Genomic DNA, 18,309 nt, shown 5'->3' with positions numbered 1-18,309 from the left:
GGCCGACACACCAGTCCGGTAAATCCGCCCCAGAACGCCGCCGACACACCAGTCCGGTAAATCCGCCCCAGAACGCCGCCGACACACCAGTCCGGTAAATCCGCCCCAGAACGCCGCCGACACACCAGTCCGGTAAATCCGCCCCAGAACGCCGCCGACACACCAGTCCGGTAGATCCGCCCTAGGACGCCGCCAGCACACCAGTCCGGTAAATCGTCCCCGCGCACGCGTTCGTCACCGTGGCCGAAACCGTCGGCGACCCCGCCTCCGGCGTGTGGGACACCACGACGCTTCCGTCCGCCGTGCCGTCCTCCCTGACCAGCTGGGTCGTGGTACCGGCGTCGGTTCCCGTGGTCGTGCTGCCGGTCGCGCTCGCGTCCTGGCTGGGCGACGGCTCGGGTGACGGGCCGCCGGTGCCGGTGCCGCCGGTGGCGGTACCGCCGCTGGTGGGGCAGGTCTCCGAGGGCACCCAGGCGAACTTCACCTCGTACGCCGAGCCCGGCAGGAGCACGAGTCCCGCGACCTCGGTGGAGGGGTCGGGCAGTCCGGCCGCCGCATCCCCTGAGGTGTGGTTCACCACGCTGATCTTCGTCGCGTCGGCCGTGCCCTGCGCGAGGGTGCTCACCGAGCCGGAGCCGCCGACGGTACAGCTGGTGGAGGAGACGTTGGTGACGTGGAAGGTGCCATAGACGATGCCGGCCGAGTCGGGGGCGTCGACCGTGGCGGTGGCGGAGCCGAGCTGGGAGGCCGTGCACACCGGGGCGCTGGTGCCGGTGGTGGCCGAGGGGTTGTCGGTGCCGACGGTGGAACCGCTGCCGGTGCCCTTGCCGCCCTTCTGGTCGTCCTTCGTGCCGCCCTTGCCCTTGCCGGTGGCCTTGCCGGAGGAGCCGCCGGCGGTGCTCGCCCCGCCGTCCGGTCCCTTGCCCTGGCTCGTGCCGCCCTGGGCCTGCGAGGCCTGCCCGGCGATGGCCGGGTTGGCGTCGGAGCCGGTGGAGTTGGATACGTGCACGAGGGCCGGGATGGCGGTGCCGATGAACAGGGCGGCGGCCGCCATGCCGACGGCGGCCTGCCGCTTGCGGGCCCGCCGGGCCGGGACCGCTCGCCGGAGGTGCTCCAGCGTGCCGTCGCGCGGCTCGATGTCCTGGACCGCCTCGTGCAGCATCCTGCGCAGTGCCAGCTCGTCCGAGTCGAACCCCTCGGGGCCCTTTTCGTCGGGGCTGTGGTTCACAGTTCCGTTCCCAGCGTGCGATTGCGTGTCTTCTTGCTCTGGCCGCGTCGGCTCGTGCCTCCCTCGGAGCCTGGACGGCCCGGGGGGACCCCCAGTGGGCTCGTGCCGCTCGTCCGAGTCACGTCCCTCGCGGTTCTCGCTCATGCCGGCGCCTCCATGGCGAGCCGGAGCGCCGCGATGCCGCGGGAGCCGTACGCCTTGACCGAGCCGAGCGATATCCCGAGGGTCTCGGCGACCTGGGCCTCGGTCATGTCCGCGAAGTAGCGCAGCACCAGCACCTCGCGCTGGCGGCGCTGCAGGCCCTTCATCGCCTTGATCAGGGAGTCGCGCTCCAGCTGGTCGTAGGCGCCCTCCTCGGCGCTCGCCATGTCCGGCATCGGCTTGGACAGCAGCTTCAGGCCGAGGATGCGGCGGCGCAGGGCCGAGCGGGAGAGGTTGACGACCGTCTGCCGCAGGTAGGCGAGCGTCTTCTCGGGGTCGCGGACGCGCTTGCGCGCCGAGTGGACGCGGATGAAGGCCTCCTGCACGACGTCCTCGCAGGAGGCGGTGTCGTCGAGGAGGAGCGCCGCGAGGCCGAGCAGCGAGCGGTAGTGGGCGCGGTAGGTTTCGGTGAGGTGGTCGACGGTGGTGCCGGCCGCCACGGTCTCCTCGGCGCCGTCACGCTGGTTCGGTATGCGGGCGGGCCGCGCGGCGGGCATGGGCGCGATCACCGGCATGCCGCCGGGCGCGCCGGGCATGCCGGGACGGAGCGCCGCGCGGGGCGGCCGCAGGGCCGTGCCGCGGGTCGCCGCTGGGGGTACTCCCGGCTCGAAGAGCTTGGGGGAGAAGTCGAGCACCTCTGCCACGCCAGTTGGACACGTCTCCCCCCGCCGGGGTTGTACGCGTCGGGCATCACTTTTGCGTCAGGTGATGCGGCCGACAAAGTTCTCGCGTCAGGCAGCACAACGGACGGTGCCCCATATGCCCTCATGCGTCCCGCTCTTCCCTTGTGTCCTGAACGACCGGGACGTCTATGTCCTGAATGACCGGGACGTCCCCACGCCCCGCAGCGCCCCCATGCCCCCACAGGGCGACCGCAAAGACGCTCCCCGCCCTCCGCGCGGTTGCGGAGGGCGGGGAGGGAAATCTTTGGACACCTGGGCGGCACGGATCAAGCGGTCCGGACCATTTGCCGGGCCGCTTTTCTTCACAGATCCTACAAACGAATCCGGCCGTGGCCAGGATTTTTCCGGCGGTAACCCAGACCTGCCACAACTGTCGCGAGTAACCTCACACGCCCGAGCCGGCGCCCACCATGATCGTTTCACGCCGGCTCGGCCGCCACCAGCTCCGCGATCTGCGCCGTGTTGAGCGCGGCGCCCTTGCGCAAGTTGTCGCCGCAGACGAAGAGTTCGAGCGCCGTGGGGTCGTCGAGCGCCCGCCGCACCCGCCCGACCCACGTGGGGTCGGTGCCCACCACGTCGGCGGGCGTGGGGAACTCGCCGGCGACCGGGTCGTCGCAGAGGACGACCCCGGGTGCCGTGGCGAGGATCTCGCGGGCCTTGTCGACGGTGACCTCGCCCTCGAAACGGGCGTGGACGGTCAGGGAGTGCGTGGTGACCACCGGGACGCGCACGCACGTCACGGCGACCGGCAGCTGCGGCAGGCCGAGGATCTTGCGGGACTCGGCCCGCACCTTCATCTCCTCCGACGACCAGCCGTCCTCGCACAGCGACCCGGCCCACGGCACGACGTTCAGCGCCACCGGCTCCGGGAACGGCCCGGTGTCGTCCCCAACGGCCCGCCGTACGTCACCGGGGCTGGTCCCCAGTTCCGTCCCCGCGACCAGGGACAGCTGTCGGCGCAGCGTCTCGACGCCCGCGCGCCCGGCCCCGCTCACCGCCTGGTAGGCGGAGACGACCAGCTCGCGCAGCCCGAACTCGGCGTGCAGCGCGCCCAGCGCCACGATCATGGACAGGGTCGTGCAGTTGGGGCTGGCGATGATCCCGCGCGGACGCCGCCGGGCCGCGTGCGGATTGACCTCGGGCACGACGAGCGGCACGTCGGGGTCCATGCGGAAGGCCCCGGAGTTGTCGACCACCACCGCGCCCTTGGCGGCGGCGACCGGCACCCACTGGGCGGCGACCTCGTCGGGGACGTCGAACAGGGCGATGTCGACCCCGTCGAGGGCCTCCTCGGTGAGGGCGACCACCTCGACCTCCTCGCCGCGCACGGCCCGCTTGCGGCCGGCCGAGCGCGGCGAGGCGATCAGGCGGATCTCGCCCCAGATGTCCGCATGCTGGGACAGGATCTGGAGCAGGACCGTGCCGACGGCTCCGGTCGCTCCCACGACCGCGAGCGTCGGTCGCACGGTCATCGTCGTACGCCTCCGTACGAGGGGGCGGTCACCGCCCGGTGCCAAGGGGCGATCGTCGCCCGGTACGACGGGGCGGTCATCGCCCGGTGCCGCCGTAGACGACGGCCTCGTCGCTGTCGGAGTCGAGCCCGAAGGCGGTGTGCACGGCGCGGACGGCCTCCGGCACGTCGTCGGCGCGCGTGACGACCGAGATGCGGATCTCGGAGGTCGAGATCAGCTCGATGTTCACGCCCGCGTCGGACAGCGCGGTGAAGAAGTCGGCCGTGACGCCCGGGTTGGTCTTCATCCCGGCGCCGACCAGCGAGATCTTGCCGATCTGGTCGTCGTAGCGCAGGGAGTCGAAGCCGATGCCGGCCTTGTTCTTCTCCAGCGCGTCGATGGCCTTGCGGCCCTCGGTCTTCGGCAGCGTGAAGGAGATGTCCGTCAGGCCCGTGGAGGCGGCGGACACGTTCTGCACGACCATGTCGATGTTGATCTCGGCGTCGGCGATCGTGCGGAAGATCGAGGCAGCCTCGCCCGGCTTGTCCGGCACGCCGACGACCGTGATCTTGGCCTCGGAGGTGTCGTGCGCGACACCGGAGATGATGGCCTGCTCCACCTTCTTGTCCCCTTGCTGAATCGGCTCGCTGCTGACCCACGTGCCCTGCAGCCCGCTGAAGGAGGAGCGGACGTGGATCGGGATGTTGTAGCGGCGGGCGTACTCCACACAGCGGTGGAGCAGCACCTTGGACCCGGAGGACGCCAGCTCGAGCATGTCCTCGAAGGAGATCCAGTCGATCTTCCGGGCCTTCTTCACCACGCGCGGGTCGGCGGTGAACACGCCGTCGACGTCGGTATAAATCTCGCACACCTCGGCGTCCAGCGCCGCCGCGAGAGCCACCGCCGTAGTGTCGGAACCACCCCGCCCGAGCGTGGTGATGTCCTTCTTGTCCTGGCTGACGCCCTGGAAGCCGGCGACGATGGCGATGTTGCCCTCGTCCAGCGCCGTACGGATCCGGCCCGGGGTGACGTCGATGATCCGGGCTTTGTTGTGGACCGAGTCGGTGATGACACCTGCCTGGCTGCCGGTGAACGACTGGGCCTTGTGACCCAGGTTTTTGATCGCCATGGCCAGCAGTGCCATGGAGATCCGCTCTCCGGCGGTCAGCAGCATGTCGAGCTCGCGCCCGGCAGGCATCGGGGAAACCTGCTCGGCGAGATCGATCAGCTCGTCCGTCGTGTCGCCCATCGCGGAAACGACGACAACCACCTGGTTGCCGTTCTTCTTCGCTTCCACGATCCGCTTGGCGACGCGCTTGATGCCCTCGGCATCGGCTACGGAGGAGCCTCCGTACTTCTGCACGACAAGGCCCACGTGCGCTCCTCGCTCAATCCGTCTCTGTCGCACATACGCAGATGCAGTGCGGTCGGCTCAGTCTAACGAGCGTCCGAAATTCCCCTCTGCGATACCGCATGGTGAGATGTCCGGCGCCCGTTTCTCAGGACGGCTCATGCCCAGCAGGCAGGACGGCACTCGAAAAGTGCCCGGCATCACAAAGGCACCGACGGTGGCGACGACGGCGGGGCCCGTGGCGGTGAGGACGGCGACACGTATGCGGGTCCTACGGGTCAGGGGATGTACAGGGCCGGCGTGGCGGACAACCGAGTCACGGGGAGTGTCGGCCCGCACACGCGGCTCGACCGCGCTGACCGGCCGCTCAGCATGGCAGGAGCGCCGTTCACGTCCTTGGCCTACGTGTCACCGCATCGTGCATCATTGACCCGGCCGCCCTCCCTTAAGGCCCTTTCATGCGGTGACGACTGGCCAGTCAGGCCGGGGAGTTTCGAGGGTGATGCCGAATCGCACCCATGTGATCTTCGTGCACGGCCTGTCCCCGTCGACCGATGCGTGGCGGTCCTTCACCCAACTCATCACCACCGATCCGGAATTGGCCGACCGGGTCGGCGTCCGCTGTTTCGGGTACGACTCCCCGCGCGTCCGATTACGGCCGGACCGCCGTATCGCCGAAATCGACGACATAGCCGACCGGTTGGCGACGTGGCTGCGCACCCACTGCGCCGACGGGGCGCCGATCGTCCTGGTCAGCCACAGCCAGGGTGGGCTCGTCGTCCAGCGGTTCCTCGCGAGGACACTGTGGCGGGGGCAGGGCCGGCAACTCGCGCACATCAAGCGCGTCGTGATGTACACCTGCCCGAACAACGGCTCGAATTTCTTTCTCCGTCTGCGGGAGTCCGTCAGGACCTGGAACCACCCGCAGGAACGCGAACTGCGTCCGCTCCGCAGCCGAGCGCTACTGGAAGCACAGCGCACCGTGCTGGAAAAAGTGGTGGGAGCGCGGGCGACATCCGATACGGAGTGCCCCATTCCCATATCTGCCTTCGGCGGACAGACCGACAGAATGGTGCCCCCCGCCACGGCCACGAACCCGTTCACGGGCGGCGTGATCGAGGGCGACCACTTCTCCATAGTGAAGCCCGCCTACAGGAGCGCCGAGTCGTACTGCGTCCTGAAGGACGTGCTCCTGGAGGTGATCGCCGCGCACACGCCCCCCGAACCACCCCATCTGCCTGAGCTCGGCCCGCCATCGCTCCCCCCGGCACCTCCCACCGCCGGCGCAGCACGTGGTGCCCCGGGAGGCAATCCCGCGGGCGTGGTGCTCGACGCGACCGGGGTCGACGACGCCACGATGCTGGCGACGGCGGCGGAGGTCGGCTACTCGGAGACGGCGTTCGTGATGCCGTCCGACGACGGCACCCTGGGTGTCAGGTATTTCAGCCCGCTCGCCGAGGTGCCCTTCTGCGGCCACGCGACGATCGCGACGGCGGTCGCCTACGCACAGCGGCACGGCACCGGGCTCCTACGCCTGCGGACGAAGGCCGGTCCGGTTCCCGTCACCACCTCGCTGGCAGCGGACGGCTCGGTGGTGGCCTCCCTGGTGAGTGTTCAGCCGCGGTCGGCACCGATCGCGGAGGCCGACCTGGCAGAGCTGCTGGCGGCGCTGCGCTGGCCCCCCGAGGACCTCGACCCGGCGCTGCCGCCGCGCGCGGCCTACGCCGGCGCCTGGCACCCGGTCGTCGCCGCGGCCAGCAGGCGCCGACTGGCCGAGCTGGACTACGACATGCCCTCACTAACCGCCCTCATGCGCCGCAGGGACTGGGCCACGGTCGACCTCGTCTGGCGGGAGTCGGAGACCGTGTTCCATGCCCGCAACCCCTTCCCGCCGGGCGGCGTGGTCGAGGATCCGGCCACCGGAGCGGCGGCGGCCGCGTTGGGCGGCTACCTGAGAGAACTGCAACTCGTTCCGGTGCCAGCGACGTTGACGATCCATCAGGGTGCGGACATGGGGCGGCCGAGCACGATCACGGTGTCGGTGCCGCAGGAACCAGGCAGCGGTATCGAGGTCACCGGCACAGCCGTCCGGATCTGAGCCGGCGGTCCTTGCTCAACGTGCCGCCGGGTCAACCCGCGACTTCGAAGACGACCTCGATCTCCACCGGGGCGCCCAGGGGCAGACCGGCGACGCCGACCGCGCTGCGCGCATGGCGCCCCGCCTCGCCGAAGACGGCGACGAAGAAGTCACTGGCTCCGTCGACGACACCCGGCTGGCCGGTGAAGCCATCGGCGGACGCCACGTAGCCGACCACCTTCAGCACGCGCCCCACAGCCCCCCGGCCCGCGACGGAGTCCGCGGCGGCCAGTGCGGCCAGCGCACAGCGCCGGCTGAGTTCGTACGCCTCCCGGGGTGTCACGGAGTCTCCGACCCGGCCGGTGGCCACGAGTTCGCCGTCCGCCATGGGCACCTGGCCGGACACGTACACGTGGCTGCCGCTGCGTACCGCCGGGACGTAGACCCCTTTGGGTGGCCACGAGTTCGCCGTCCGCCATGGGCACCTGGCCGGACACGTACACGTGGCTGCCGCTGCGTACCGCCGGGACGTAGACCCCTTTGGGCGGGCTGACGTCCGGAAGCCGGAGGCCCAGCTCCTTCAGCCGGGTGTGAAGGTCGAGGGTCACACGGAGAGGCTACCCTCCGCATCCACACCGGCACCAGGCGTGTGCGCGAGCTACTTCTGAAGACGCAGCCCCAGCGGCCCCCCGATCTCGTTCGCCATCACCTTGGCGGCCTCGGCCTCGAGGGCTTCGTCGCCGAGGTCCTGGTCGGTGTCCAGGCCGTCCAGTTCCGCCAGCGGCTGGTTCAGGCGGACGTGGGCGACCAGGGACTGTAGGGCGCGCAGGGTGGCGGAGGCCGTCGAACCCCAGTTGGAGAAGTAGGAGAACTGCCACCACCACAGGGCCTCCGTGGTGCGGCCCGCACGGTAGTGGGCCATGCCGTGGCGCAGGTCGGTGATGATGTCCGCCAGGTCGTCGGAGATGCGGGCGGGGACCGGGGCCCGGCGCGGCTCGTAGGGGTCGAAGACCTCGGAGTAGACGTCGATCGGCTCCAGCAGGCGGGCGAGGTTCTCGCGGAGCTGGTCCACGTCCTGCTCGGGTCCCGGGTCGGGCTCGTAGCGCTCGTCCGGCACGATGTCCTCGTGTGCGCCGAGGCGGCCGCCGGCCAGCAGCAGCTGGGAGACCTCCAGGAGGAGGAAGGGGACCGCCGAGTCCGGCTCGGCGCCCTTGGCGACCTCCGTGACAGCGACCAGGAAACTCTCGACCTGGTCGGCGATCTGGACCGCGAAGTCGTCCGGGTTCTGCTCGGTCGCGTGCAGCGTGGCGTCAGACATCTAGGAGTCGTCTCCCCTCGAAGGCGCGACCGAGGGTGACCTCGTCCGCGTATTCCAGGTCGCCACCCACTGGGAGGCCGCTGGCCAGGCGGGTGACCTTCAGGCCCATGGGCTTGATCATGCGGGCGAGGTACGTCGCCGTCGCCTCGCCTTCGAGATTCGGGTCCGTGGCCAGGATCAGCTCGGTGACCGTGCCGTCCGCCAGGCGGGCCAGGAGCTCCCGTATGCGCAGGTCGTCCGGGCCGACTCCCTCGATCGGGCTGATCGCGCCGCCGAGGACGTGGTAGCGGCCGCGGAACTCGCGGGTACGCTCGATCGCCACGACGTCCTTCGGCTCCTCCACGACGCAGATGACGGAGGGGTCGCGGCGCGTGTCGCGGCAGATAGCGCACAGCTCCTCCTGCGCCACGTTGCCGCAGGTCGCACAGAAGCGGACCTTCGCCTTCACCTCGAGAAGGGCCTGGGCGAGCCGCCGTACGTCCGTCGCTTCCGCCTGCAGGATGTGGAAGGCGATCCGCTGGGCGCTCTTGGGACCGACGCCGGGCAACCGCCCCAGCTCGTCGATGAGGTCCTGGATCACGCCTTCGTACAACGGACTGCCTTCCTGGGTTCGGGTGCGTACGGGTGGTTCCGCACGCGCCGCTTGTCAGTACGTACGGTAGTTGGCCGCCGCCTGTCCGAGGAAGCCGGTACGCGGGGCGCGCCGGGAAACGTCAGAACGGCAGACCCGGCATGCCCCCGCCCAGACCCTGGGCCAGCGGGCCGAGTTTCTGCTGCTGGAGGGCCTGCGCGTTTTCGTTGGCCGCCTGGACGGCCGCGACGATCAGATCGGCGAGGGTCTCGGTGTCCTCCGGGTCCACGGCCTTCGGGTCGATCTTCAGCGCGCGCAGCTCACCGGCGCCGGTGACGGTGGCCCTCACCAGACCGCCGCCCGCCTGGCCGTCGACCTCGGTCCGCGCCAGTTCCTCCTGCGCACGCTGCAGGTCCTGCTGCATCTTCTGGGCCTGCTGGAACAGCTGCTGCATGTTGGGCTGGCCACCACCGGGAATCACGATCAGCTCCTGCTCTCGTACGGCTGTCCGGACGGGGTTGGTCGTGGGGACTCCCCGATATGCACGAGCCTACGTGGTCCACGCAGGCAGCGCCCTGCCACTCTTTCGAGTGAGTCACGGTTGAGCCCTATACCCGATCCAGGCCCCCTTCCGGGCGGAAAAGCGGTGCAACCTGTCTCGTCGCCACCCATTGGGCGGTAGGAAGGGTCCGGTGCGTCGGCATCGGGTACGTCGACGCCGTACAGCAGCGCCGTAGAGCCGTACCAGCGTCACGGACCGTGATCAGTAGGGAGTGCCGGGTGGGTCAGCCGGAGATGCAGCCCGAGGGTCCGCCTCAGGACGGGCGGGGCGAGGGGGCGGCCGGGCTGCGGCCGGGCGATCTGGCCGGGCGGCCGTTCCCGCTCGGGGACTGGGGGGAGCCGGCGGAACGGCTGCACGAGCTGTACCGGTGGGTCGAGCGCGGGGCGCTGGAGACGACGGCGTGGTATCTCGCGGACCGGGTGTGGAAACGGCGGGGGGCGCGGGTGCTGCGGTGCGGAGCCGCGGCGGGGGCGGTCGCCGGGGCGGCACTGCCGTTGCTGGACCTCACCGGGGTCATCGGTGGGGTGGCGCCCTGGGGGTATCTGGCGCTGCTGCTGTCCGCGGCGTGCGTGGGGATCGACCGGTATTTCGGGGTGACGTCCGGGTGGATAAGGGACGTGGCCACCGCGCAGGCCGTGCAGCGGCGGTTGCAGGTGCTGCAGTTCGACTGGGCGTCCGAGAGCGTGCGGGAGGTTCTGGGACCGGCGGAGGGGACGGCGAGTGAGGCGGCCGAGCGGTGCCTCGGGGTGCTGCGGCGGTTCACGGAGGACGTGACCGAGCTGGTGCGGACGGAGACAGCCGACTGGATGGTGGAGTTCCGGATCGGGTCGGCGCCAATGGGGATTCAGTCGGCGGTTTCGGGGGGCGGGCGGTCGGACGTGGGGGGTGGGCAGGGGCGGCTTCCGCTGCCGCCGAGCGCTGTGCGGCCCAACATGCCGAGACAGCGGCCGCCGGATCCCAGGTGACGTCGCCGACGGGGGTTGTCCGGGTGCCCCGCCACTCCCGGAGCCGGATCGTGGGGTCACCGTACTGGGGTCCGCGGAGACGTTCCGGTGCCCGTCGGGTGACATTCGCGGAACGTCCAACAGGCAAGCAGACAGGGGGACTTCGTCACTCCGTCACCGCCTGGTGTATGTCAGCTTCTCCCCGTTGCTCGTGTTCACGCGCTGGAGGCTGCCGTCCGGCAGGAGGGTGACCTCCGTGGCCGCACCCGGGGTGCAGGAGGAGCGCGGCTCGCCGGTCGTGACGGTGGACGGGCCGATCTCCAGCGGGCCGCTCGCACTGGGCTGTTGGGTGAGTTGGGCCTCGAACACGCAGTGGTAGGTGCCGCTGTCGGTGGGGCCGTCGGCGACGAGTTTGAGGACGGAGTCGCCCACCTCGCCCTGCGTGATGGTGAGCTGACGGGTGTTCTCGCCGTTGGCGTTGTCGATCGTCGCCGTCCAGGTGCCGAGGTAGGCGGTCGGGATCACGCCGCCCGTCGGAGAGGCGGACGCCGACTGCGAGGGCGTCCGGGATGGCTCGGGGGTGGACGGGCCGGGTGACGTGGGCGCGGTGGTGGTCGCGGACGGGCCGGGACCGCTGCCCTTGTCGTCGCTGCCGCCGCTCCTCATCAGGGCGTACACCGAGCCGCCCGCGCCCAGTGCGACGACCAGCGCCACCGCGACCAGCGCCGCCGTGGAGCGGCCGCTCCGGCGCGGGGGATCCTGCGCCGGGAGGGGGCTCGAGCCGTACGGCGGGGTGGAGCCGCCCGGCGGCGGACCGTACGGCGGGGTCGAGCCGAGGCCGCCGTAGGGATGGTGCGCCGGCGAGCCGGGCTGCGCGGACCAGGCCGGGGGTTGCTGCGGATAGCCGTAGGCGGCGGGCTGGGGGTGCTGCTGGGGGTAGCCGTACGCCGGGTGGGCGGGTGCCGGGCCCGGCGGGGGTGTCTGGCCCGCGACCATGGTGGGGAGGTGGTCCAGCGGGGTGTGTGCCCCGCCACCCGGCTGCCCGGGGGGCGGCGGAGCCGGGGCGGAGGCGTCGGAGGTCGGCGCGTGCTCGGGGGAGGCCTGGGGAGCGGCGGCAGGGGTCTGGGCTGCGGCGGCAGAGGTCTGGGATCCGGCGCCAGGCACTCCGGAGACGGCCGCGGGGTTCTGCGGACCAGTACCGGGCGCTCCGGAGACGGCCGCGGGGTTCTGCGGACCAGTACCGGGCGCTCCGGAGACGGCCGCGGGGTTCTGCGGACCAGCCCCGGGCATTCCGGGCATTCCGGAGACGGCCGCGGGGTTCTGCGGACCAGCCCCGGGCGCTCCGGAGGCGGCCGCGGGGTTCTGCGGACCAGCCCCGGGCATTCCGGGCATTCCGGAGGCAGCCGCGGGGTTCTGCGGACCAGCCCCGGGCGCTCCGGAGGCGGCCCTGCCGGGCCCTGCGGAAGCACTCCCCGGAGCCCCCGAGCCCGCCCCGGGCGCCACGGAAGTCCCCGAAGCGCCCCCGGCACCCCCGGCAGCCCCCGACCCGGCCGTCGGCGTCCTGGTCAGGTCGGCAGGGCCGGGCCCAGCTCCCTCCCCCGGCTCCTCCGGATTCTCCGTGTCCAGCAACTGCACTGCATGCCGCCCGAGTTGAGCCACCAGCGCGCTCGGCAGCCACGGATCCCGGGACCGCCCGTCCGCGACCGTGTCCTCCGCGCCCGTGCGCTCCAGGATCTGGTCCAGCGTCGGCCGGGCGGCCGGGTCCTTCTTCAGGCAGGCGCGGACGAGGTCGGCGATCCCCTCGGGCACCGCCTCCAGGTCGGGTTGCTCCTCGGCGATGCGGAACATCAGCGCGTGCACCCCGCTGTCGGCGCTGCCGAAGGGCAGGGCGCCGGTCGCCGCGTACGCGAGCACGGACCCCAGGCAGAAGACGTCGCACGCGGGCGTGACCCGGTCGCCCCGGACCTGCTCGGGGGCCATGAACCCGGGCGACCCGACGAGCGCGCCGGTGCGCGTGAGCCCGCCGTCCGTGACGGTCTCCAGGGCCCGCGCGATGCCGAAGTCGATGACGCGCGGCCCGTCGATCGTCACCAGCACGTTGGACGGCTTGAGGTCGCGGTGGATGAGCCCGGCGGCGTGGATGTCCTTCAGCGCGTTGGCGAGCCCGGCCGCGAGGATCCGTACCGAGCGCTCGGGCAGCGCGCCGTGGTCGTGTCCGACGACCTGCTGCAGGCTGGGTCCGGCGACGTATCCGGTGGCGACCCACGGCACGGCGGCTTCGGTGTCCGCGTCCAGTACGGGCGCCGTCCAGTACCCGCCGACCCGCCGCGCGGCCTGCACCTCCTGCCGGAACCGCGCCCGGAACTCCTCCTGCTCGGCGAGCTCCTGCCGTACGAGCTTCACCGCGACGGTACGCCCCCGGTCGGACCGGGCCAGATACACCTGCCCCATGCCACCGGCACCGAGCCGCGCCAGCAGCCGGTACGCACCCATTCTCCCCCGGAGCTTGACGCCCGGAGGCACCCCCATCGGATCCCCAGCCCCGAAGTTCTCCATGGCTACGCCTCCCCCCGATATCCCCCGATACGCCCCTGTGCAACAAACCGAGGATAGTGCGGCGATCCGGGGAGGAGAGCGGCCCCCTGTCTACGGTTCCGTAACGCCGCTCCATGGTCTCGTAACGGCAGGCGAGGACTCGCTCTCCGGCAACCCCAACCGCTCGAGCACCCCGGACAACCGCTCCAGCACCCGTACGGTCTCGGCGAGTTCCGCGTCGCCGAGCGCCTCCGCCAGCCGGTCGGCGAACGCCGCGTGCCCGGGCCCGATACGGGCGACGGCCGCCCGGCCTCCTCGGTCGGCGCGAGGAGCTTGGCGCGGCGGTGGGCGGGGTTGGGCCGGTACTCGGCGAGGCCGCGCTCCACGAGCAGGTCGGCGATGCGCTGCACGCTCTGCCTGGTGATGCCCATCGCGCCCGGAGACCGGCAGCGGCTCGGGGAGGACCGCGCCGAGCACCTGCCACGAGGCGGCGGTGAGTCCGGCGGGCCGGGCCAGTTCCTCGGCGACGGCGAGGTACTGCCCGTTCAGCCGGACGCCGTCCTCGGCCTGTCGACAACCTGTCGTGGAAACCCCCGGACCGCAGACAGGACGCCGATATCGCGTCCGTATCCCGGACATTTACGCTCCCCGGCATGACCCCTCAGCCGAATCCCGAAGCCGGCGCCGCCGTCAAGGCCGCCGACCGTGCGCACGTGTTCCACTCCTGGTCCGCGCAGGAGCTCATCGACCCGCTGGCCGTGGCCGGCGCCGAAGGGTCGTATTTCTGGGACTACGACGGCAAGCGCTACCTGGACTTCACCAGCGGGCTCGTCTTCACCAACATCGGCTACCAGCACCCCAAGGTCGTCGCCGCGATCCAGGAGCAGGCCGCAACCCTGTCCACGTTCGCGCCGGCGTTCGCCGTCGAGGCGCGGTCGGAGGCGGCGCGGCTGATCGCCGAGCGCACGCCGGGCGACCTGGACAAGATCTTCTTCACCAACGGCGGTGCGGACGCCGTCGAGCACGCGGTGCGGATGGCGCGGCTGCACACCGGCCGGCCGAAGGTGCTGTCGGCGTACCGCTCGTACCACGGCGGTACGCAGCAGGCCGTCAACATCACCGGCGACCCGCGGCGCTGGGCCTCCGACAGCGGCACGGCGGGTGTGGTGCACTTCTGGGCGCCCTTCCTGTACCGGTCCCGTTTCTACGCCGAGACCGAGGAACAGGAGTGTGCGCGGGCGCTGGAGCACCTGGAGACGACCATCGCCTTCGAGGGGCCCTCGACCATCGCCGCGATCATCCTGGAGACCATCCCCGGGACGGCGGGGATCATGGTGCCGCCGGCCGGCTATCTGGCCGGGGTGCGCGAGCTGTGCGACAAGTACGGGATCGTCTTCGTCCTGGACGAGGTCATGGCCGGGTTCGGGCGGACCGGTGAGTGGTTCGCGGCGGACCTGTTCGGTGTCGTACCGGACCTCATGACCTTCGCGAAGGGCGTGAACTCCGGGTACGTGCCGCTGGGCGGTGTCGCCATCTCCGGGAAGATCGCGGAGACGTTCGGAAAGCGGGCGTACCCCGGGGGGCTGACCTACTCCGGGCATCCGCTGGCGTGCGCGGCCGCGGTCGCGACGATCAACGTGATGGCCGAGGAGGGCGTCGTCGAGAACGCGAAGCGGCTCGGTGCCGAGGTCGTGGAGCCGGGGCTGCGGGAGCTGGCCGAACGGCACCCGTCGGTCGGGGACGTGCGCGGTGTCGGCATGTTCTGGGCGGTCGAGCTGGTGAAGAACCGGGAGACCCGCGAACCGCTGGTGCCCTACAACGCCGCCGGTGAGGCCAACGCGGCGATGGCCGCTTTCGCCGGTGCCGCAAAGGCGGGCGGCCTGTGGCCCTTCGTGAACATGAACCGGACGCACATCGTCCCGCCGTGCACCGTGACCGAGGCCGAGCTGAAGGAAGGGCTGGCGGCGCTGGACGCGGCGCTTTCCGTGGCCGACGAGTACACGGAGTAGCCGGGCAGCCCAGGTACACCGAGTAGCCGGACAGCCCCGGTAAGGAGTAGCCGGACAGCCCCGGTACGGAGTAGCCGGGCAGCTCAGGACGGCTGGGCAACGGGCGGAACCCGAACGCGTAAGGTGGCGTGCTCGTAGACATGGACGTACGAGTACGCCACCCGCACGCGCAAGGAGACGCCCCGACCATGCCCGGCAGCAGCGGCACCGGCGCCGTGACGCGCAGTACCCTGCGGCAGCAGATCGCGGATGCGCTTCGCGACGAGGTGCTGGCCGGGCGGCTCCAGCCGGGGCAGGAGTTCACGGTCAAGGAGATCGCCGAGCAGTACGGGGTGTCGGCGACCCCCGTACGGGAGGCGCTCGTCGATCTGTCGGCGCAAGGGCTGCTGGAAGCGGACCAGCACCGCGGTTTCCGTGTGCACGAGTACTCCCTGGACGACTTCCGCGAGATGATCGAGGCCCGCAGCCTGGTCACCGACGGCATGTTCCAGGCGCTCGACGACGACCACGAGGCCTTCCGCGACCCCCGGGACCCGCGGACGTCGGTCACCCTCGCCGGCGTCCGCCGGCGCGGCGAGGAGGCGCAGCGCGCGGCGACCGCCGGCGACCTGACCGTCCTCATCGGCTACGACCTGCGCTTCTGGCGTGAGCTCAGCGCCCTGTTCAACAACCCCTACCTCTCCGACTTCCTGCACCGGCTGCGCGTCCAGTCCTGGGTGTGCGCGGTGCAGCACCTGCGCCGCCTGACCGACCTGCGCGGCCTGCTGTGGTCCGGCCACACCCAACTGGTCGACGCCCTGGCGAAGCGCGACATCGCCACCGCCCGCTCGATCGTCGCCGCGTACAACGCGCACACCCTCGCCCTCGTCGAGCGGCTGGCCGCCGGATGAGCGGGACCGTCACCCGAGTCGTCGACCTGTCCGTCGTCATACCCGCCTACAACGAGGAACAGCGGCTCGGCCCCACCCTCGATGCCGTCACCGAGTACCTGACCGACAACGACGGCCACTTCGGCGAGTGGGAGGTCGTCGTCGCCGACGACGGGTCCACCGACGGCACCCGGGAGCTCGTCACGGCCCGGCAGGACCCCCGCGTCCGGCTCGTCACCGGCCCCCGCAACCGCGGCAAGGGCCACGCCCTCCGACTCGGCGTCGCCGCCACCCACGGCCACCGCGTGCTGGTCACCGACGCCGATCTCGCCGCCCCGATAGAGGAGTTGGAACAGCTCGACAAGGCGCTCAGCGAGGGCAACGCGGCCGCGGTCGGCTCCCGCTCCGTGCCCGGCGCGACGATAGAGAGCCGCCAGCACCGGGTGCGCGAACTGCTGGGCCGGGCCGGGAACTTCCTCATACGCCGGGTCGCGGTGCCCGGCATACGTGACACCCAGTGCGGCTTCAAGCTCTTCGAGGGCGACCGCGCCCGCGAGGCCTTCGCCGCCTCCCGGCTCAACGGCTGGGGCATCGACGTCGAGGTGCTCCAGCACTTCCGCCGCTCCGACTGGCCCGTCGCCGAGGTACCGGTCCGCTGGTCCCACCAGACCGGCTCGAAGGTCGGCCCCCTCGACTACGGCCGGGTCCTCGCCGAACTCGGCCGCCTCAAGGCCCGCTCCCTGCGCCCCGCCGACCTCCTCGCCGCCGCTCTCTTCCTCCTCATGGCGGTGACCCTCTACTCGGGACGCCTCTTCGACCCCGACCACCGCTACCTCCCGGACTCCCTCCAGGACCAGAACCAGTGGGAGTGGTTCTTCGCGGTCAGCGCCGACAGCGTCGCCCACCTCCGCAACCCCCTCTTCACCGACCTCCAGGGCTTCCCCGACGGCGTGAACCTCATGGCCAACACGGTCATGCTGGGCCTGTCCGTCCCCTTCGCCCCGATCACGCTGCACTTCGGCCCCGCCGTCTCCCTCAGCGTCTGCATGGCCCTGGGGCTGGCCGCCACCGCGGCGGCCTGGTACTGGCTGATCGTGAAAAGGGTCGTACGGCAGCGGGCCGCGGCCTTCGTCGGCGCGTCCCTGGCGGCCTTCGCCCCGCCGATGGTCAGCCACGCCAACGCGCACCCGAACTTCGTGATCCTCTTCATGATCCCGCTGATCATCGACCGCGCCCTGCGCCTGTGCACGGGCGCCCGGGTCGTCCGGGACGGAATCGTGAACGGGCTCATGGCGGCGTACCAGATCTTCCTCGGCGAGGAGCCGCTGCTGCTCGCCTCGATCGGCATGGCGCTGTTCGCCGCCGCCTACGGCCTCGTCCGGAGGGATGTCGCAAAAGCCGCCTGGCGGCCGCTGCTCAAGGGCCTCCTCATCGGCGGGGCGGTGTGCCTGCCGATCGTCGCCTACCCGCTCTACTGGCAGTTCGCGGGCCCGCAGAGCTACCGGAGCGTCCTGCACGGCGACAACGCGGGCAACAGCCCCCTCGCCCTGATCGCCTTCGCCGAGCGCTCGCTCGTCGCGGGCAATGCGGAGATGGCGAACTCCCTCTCCCTCAACCCCACCGAGCAGAACGCCTTCTACGGCTGGCCGCTGGTCGCCCTCGCCTTCGCGATCGTCGTACGGCTGTGGGAGAAGACTCTGGTGAAGGCGCTGGCCGTGACGGCGGTCGGCGCGGCGCTACTGTCCCTGGGCCCGAAGTTCCGCATCCCGCTGACCGACACGGTCTACCCCGGCCCGTGGGCGCTGGTCGCCCACAAGCCCCTGTTCGAGTCGGTCATCGAGGGCCGGGTGGCGATGATCTGCGCCCCCGCGCTGGGCATGCTGCTCGCCCTCGCGATCGACAAGCTGGCGGCCACCCGCAGCATCGGCACGCTCTATGGCGGCCTGCTCGCCGTCTGCCTCGCCCTGCTGCCCCTGATCCCGGCGCCGCTGAAGGCGGAGGACCGGGCGGACGTACCGGAGTTCATCGCGGACGGCATGTGGAAGTCGTACGTCCGTGACGGCGAGTCGCTCGTGCCCGTGCCGCTGCCCGACCCCGGCGACGCGACGGCCCTGCACTGGCAGACGGCGGCCCACCTGGGCTTCAAGCTCCCCGGCGGCTACTTCAACGGCCCCTACGGCCCCGACCGCATCGGCATCTACGGCGCCTCCCCGCGCTACACCTCCAACCTGCTGCGGGACGTGCGCTACACCGGCGTCGTCCCGACCATCGGCAAGAACTGGCGGACGCAGGCCCGGCAGGACTTCGCCTACTGGCACGCGGGCGTCCTCGTCCTGGCGCCCCAGCCGAACGACGGCCCCCTGCGCGAGGCCGTGGCGAAGCTCGTGGGCCGTCCGGGGAAGTGGACCGGCGGGGTGTGGGTATGGGACCTGCACGAGGGGAGCTGAGCCGCCCCGCACCGACTACTCTCTACTCTTCCCTGACCACCGAACACACTCTGCTCTGCCCTA

General features: G+C 71.4%; 12 protein-coding genes and 4 pseudogenes. 6 read left to right on the top strand and 10 right to left on the bottom strand.

Annotated features, from left to right (window positions below; genetic code table 11):
- Positions 1-181: 181 nt before the first annotated feature.
- The 4 genes from ABZV31_RS24765 to ABZV31_RS24750 all read right to left on the bottom strand — a co-directional run bounded on the left by ABZV31_RS24765 (position 182) and on the right by ABZV31_RS24750 (position 4,938).
- Positions 182-1,228, bottom strand: coding sequence for a hypothetical protein (locus tag ABZV31_RS24765; protein ID WP_355897684.1), 1,047 nt, complete (start codon positions 1,226-1,228; stop codon positions 182-184).
- A gap of 140 nt (positions 1,229-1,368) precedes the next feature.
- The gene (locus tag ABZV31_RS24760) at positions 1,369-1,944 is read right to left on the bottom strand and encodes a SigE family RNA polymerase sigma factor (RefSeq protein WP_355897769.1); all 576 of its coding nucleotides are present in this window, start codon (positions 1,942-1,944) and stop codon (positions 1,369-1,371) included.
- A gap of 587 nt (positions 1,945-2,531) precedes the next feature.
- Positions 2,532-3,584 (bottom strand): aspartate-semialdehyde dehydrogenase, encoded by a 1,053-nt coding sequence (locus tag ABZV31_RS24755; RefSeq protein ID WP_355897681.1) that lies wholly within the window; start codon positions 3,582-3,584, stop codon positions 2,532-2,534.
- Positions 3,585-3,660: 76 nt separating this feature from the next.
- Entirely contained in the window at positions 3,661-4,938 is a 1,278-nt protein-coding gene (locus tag ABZV31_RS24750; protein WP_355897678.1) for an aspartate kinase, read from the bottom strand.
- Between the two features lie 478 nt (positions 4,939-5,416).
- On the opposite strand from ABZV31_RS24750, the pseudogene ABZV31_RS24745 reads away from it, so the two are divergent.
- A pseudogene (locus tag ABZV31_RS24745) lies at positions 5,417-5,908 on the top strand (alpha/beta fold hydrolase); the annotation flags it as partial.
- Between the two features lie 309 nt (positions 5,909-6,217).
- Positions 6,218-7,012: pseudogene (locus ABZV31_RS24740) on the top strand (PhzF family phenazine biosynthesis isomerase); the annotation flags it as partial.
- A 31-nt stretch (positions 7,013-7,043) separates the two neighbouring features.
- On the opposite strand, the pseudogene ABZV31_RS24735 reads toward ABZV31_RS24740, so the two are convergent.
- From ABZV31_RS24735 to ABZV31_RS24720, 4 genes and pseudogenes are all read right to left on the bottom strand, one after another.
- Positions 7,044-7,433 (bottom strand): annotated as a pseudogene (locus ABZV31_RS24735) (RidA family protein); the annotation flags it as partial.
- A 216-nt stretch (positions 7,434-7,649) separates the two neighbouring features.
- The gene (locus ABZV31_RS24730) at positions 7,650-8,309 is read right to left on the bottom strand and encodes a DUF5063 domain-containing protein (RefSeq protein WP_355897675.1); all 660 of its coding nucleotides are present in this window, start codon (positions 8,307-8,309) and stop codon (positions 7,650-7,652) included.
- The gene (gene recR, locus ABZV31_RS24725; RefSeq protein ID WP_355897672.1) at positions 8,302-8,901 is read right to left on the bottom strand and encodes a recombination mediator RecR; all 600 of its coding nucleotides are present in this window, start codon (positions 8,899-8,901) and stop codon (positions 8,302-8,304) included. The genes ABZV31_RS24730 and recR overlap by 8 nt, the downstream gene beginning before the upstream one ends.
- A 121-nt stretch (positions 8,902-9,022) precedes the next feature.
- Positions 9,023-9,361, bottom strand: coding sequence for a YbaB/EbfC family nucleoid-associated protein (locus tag ABZV31_RS24720; protein ID WP_355897670.1), 339 nt, complete (start codon positions 9,359-9,361; stop codon positions 9,023-9,025).
- A 299-nt stretch (positions 9,362-9,660) separates the two neighbouring features.
- Here ABZV31_RS24720 and ABZV31_RS24715 point away from each other — a divergent pair, with 299 nt between their 5' ends.
- Complete coding sequence (locus ABZV31_RS24715; RefSeq protein WP_355897667.1) at positions 9,661-10,407, top strand: SLATT domain-containing protein; 747 nt, start codon at positions 9,661-9,663, stop codon at positions 10,405-10,407.
- Between the two features lie 153 nt (positions 10,408-10,560).
- On the opposite strand, the gene ABZV31_RS24710 is transcribed toward ABZV31_RS24715, so the two are convergent.
- Positions 10,561-12,942 (bottom strand): protein kinase, encoded by a 2,382-nt coding sequence (locus tag ABZV31_RS24710; RefSeq protein WP_355897664.1) that lies wholly within the window; start codon positions 12,940-12,942, stop codon positions 10,561-10,563.
- 90 nt (positions 12,943-13,032) lie between these two features.
- Positions 13,033-13,470 (bottom strand): annotated as a pseudogene (locus ABZV31_RS24705) (MarR family winged helix-turn-helix transcriptional regulator).
- 104 nt (positions 13,471-13,574) lie between these two features.
- Between ABZV31_RS24705 and ABZV31_RS24700 the strand changes: the two are divergent.
- The 3 genes from ABZV31_RS24700 to ABZV31_RS24690 all read left to right on the top strand — a co-directional run bounded on the left by ABZV31_RS24700 (position 13,575) and on the right by ABZV31_RS24690 (position 18,246).
- Entirely contained in the window at positions 13,575-14,930 is a 1,356-nt protein-coding gene (locus ABZV31_RS24700) for an aspartate aminotransferase family protein (protein WP_355897661.1), read from the top strand.
- A gap of 188 nt (positions 14,931-15,118) precedes the next feature.
- On the top strand, positions 15,119-15,820 hold the full coding sequence (locus ABZV31_RS24695; protein ID WP_355897658.1) for a GntR family transcriptional regulator: 702 nt from the start codon (positions 15,119-15,121) through the stop codon (positions 15,818-15,820).
- Positions 15,817-18,246, top strand: a complete 2,430-nt coding sequence (locus tag ABZV31_RS24690) for a dolichyl-phosphate beta-glucosyltransferase (RefSeq protein ID WP_355897656.1) — start codon at positions 15,817-15,819, stop codon at positions 18,244-18,246. Before ABZV31_RS24695 ends, ABZV31_RS24690 begins: the two co-directional genes overlap by 4 nt.
- The last annotated feature ends 63 nt before the right edge of the window (positions 18,247-18,309 follow it).

This window comes from Streptomyces sp. NPDC005202, assembly GCF_040608235.1.
Classification (GTDB): domain Bacteria; phylum Actinomycetota; class Actinomycetes; order Streptomycetales; family Streptomycetaceae; genus Streptomyces.
Note: the sequence above shows the minus strand (reverse complement) of the source record. Positions and strands in the feature narration are given on the sequence as shown.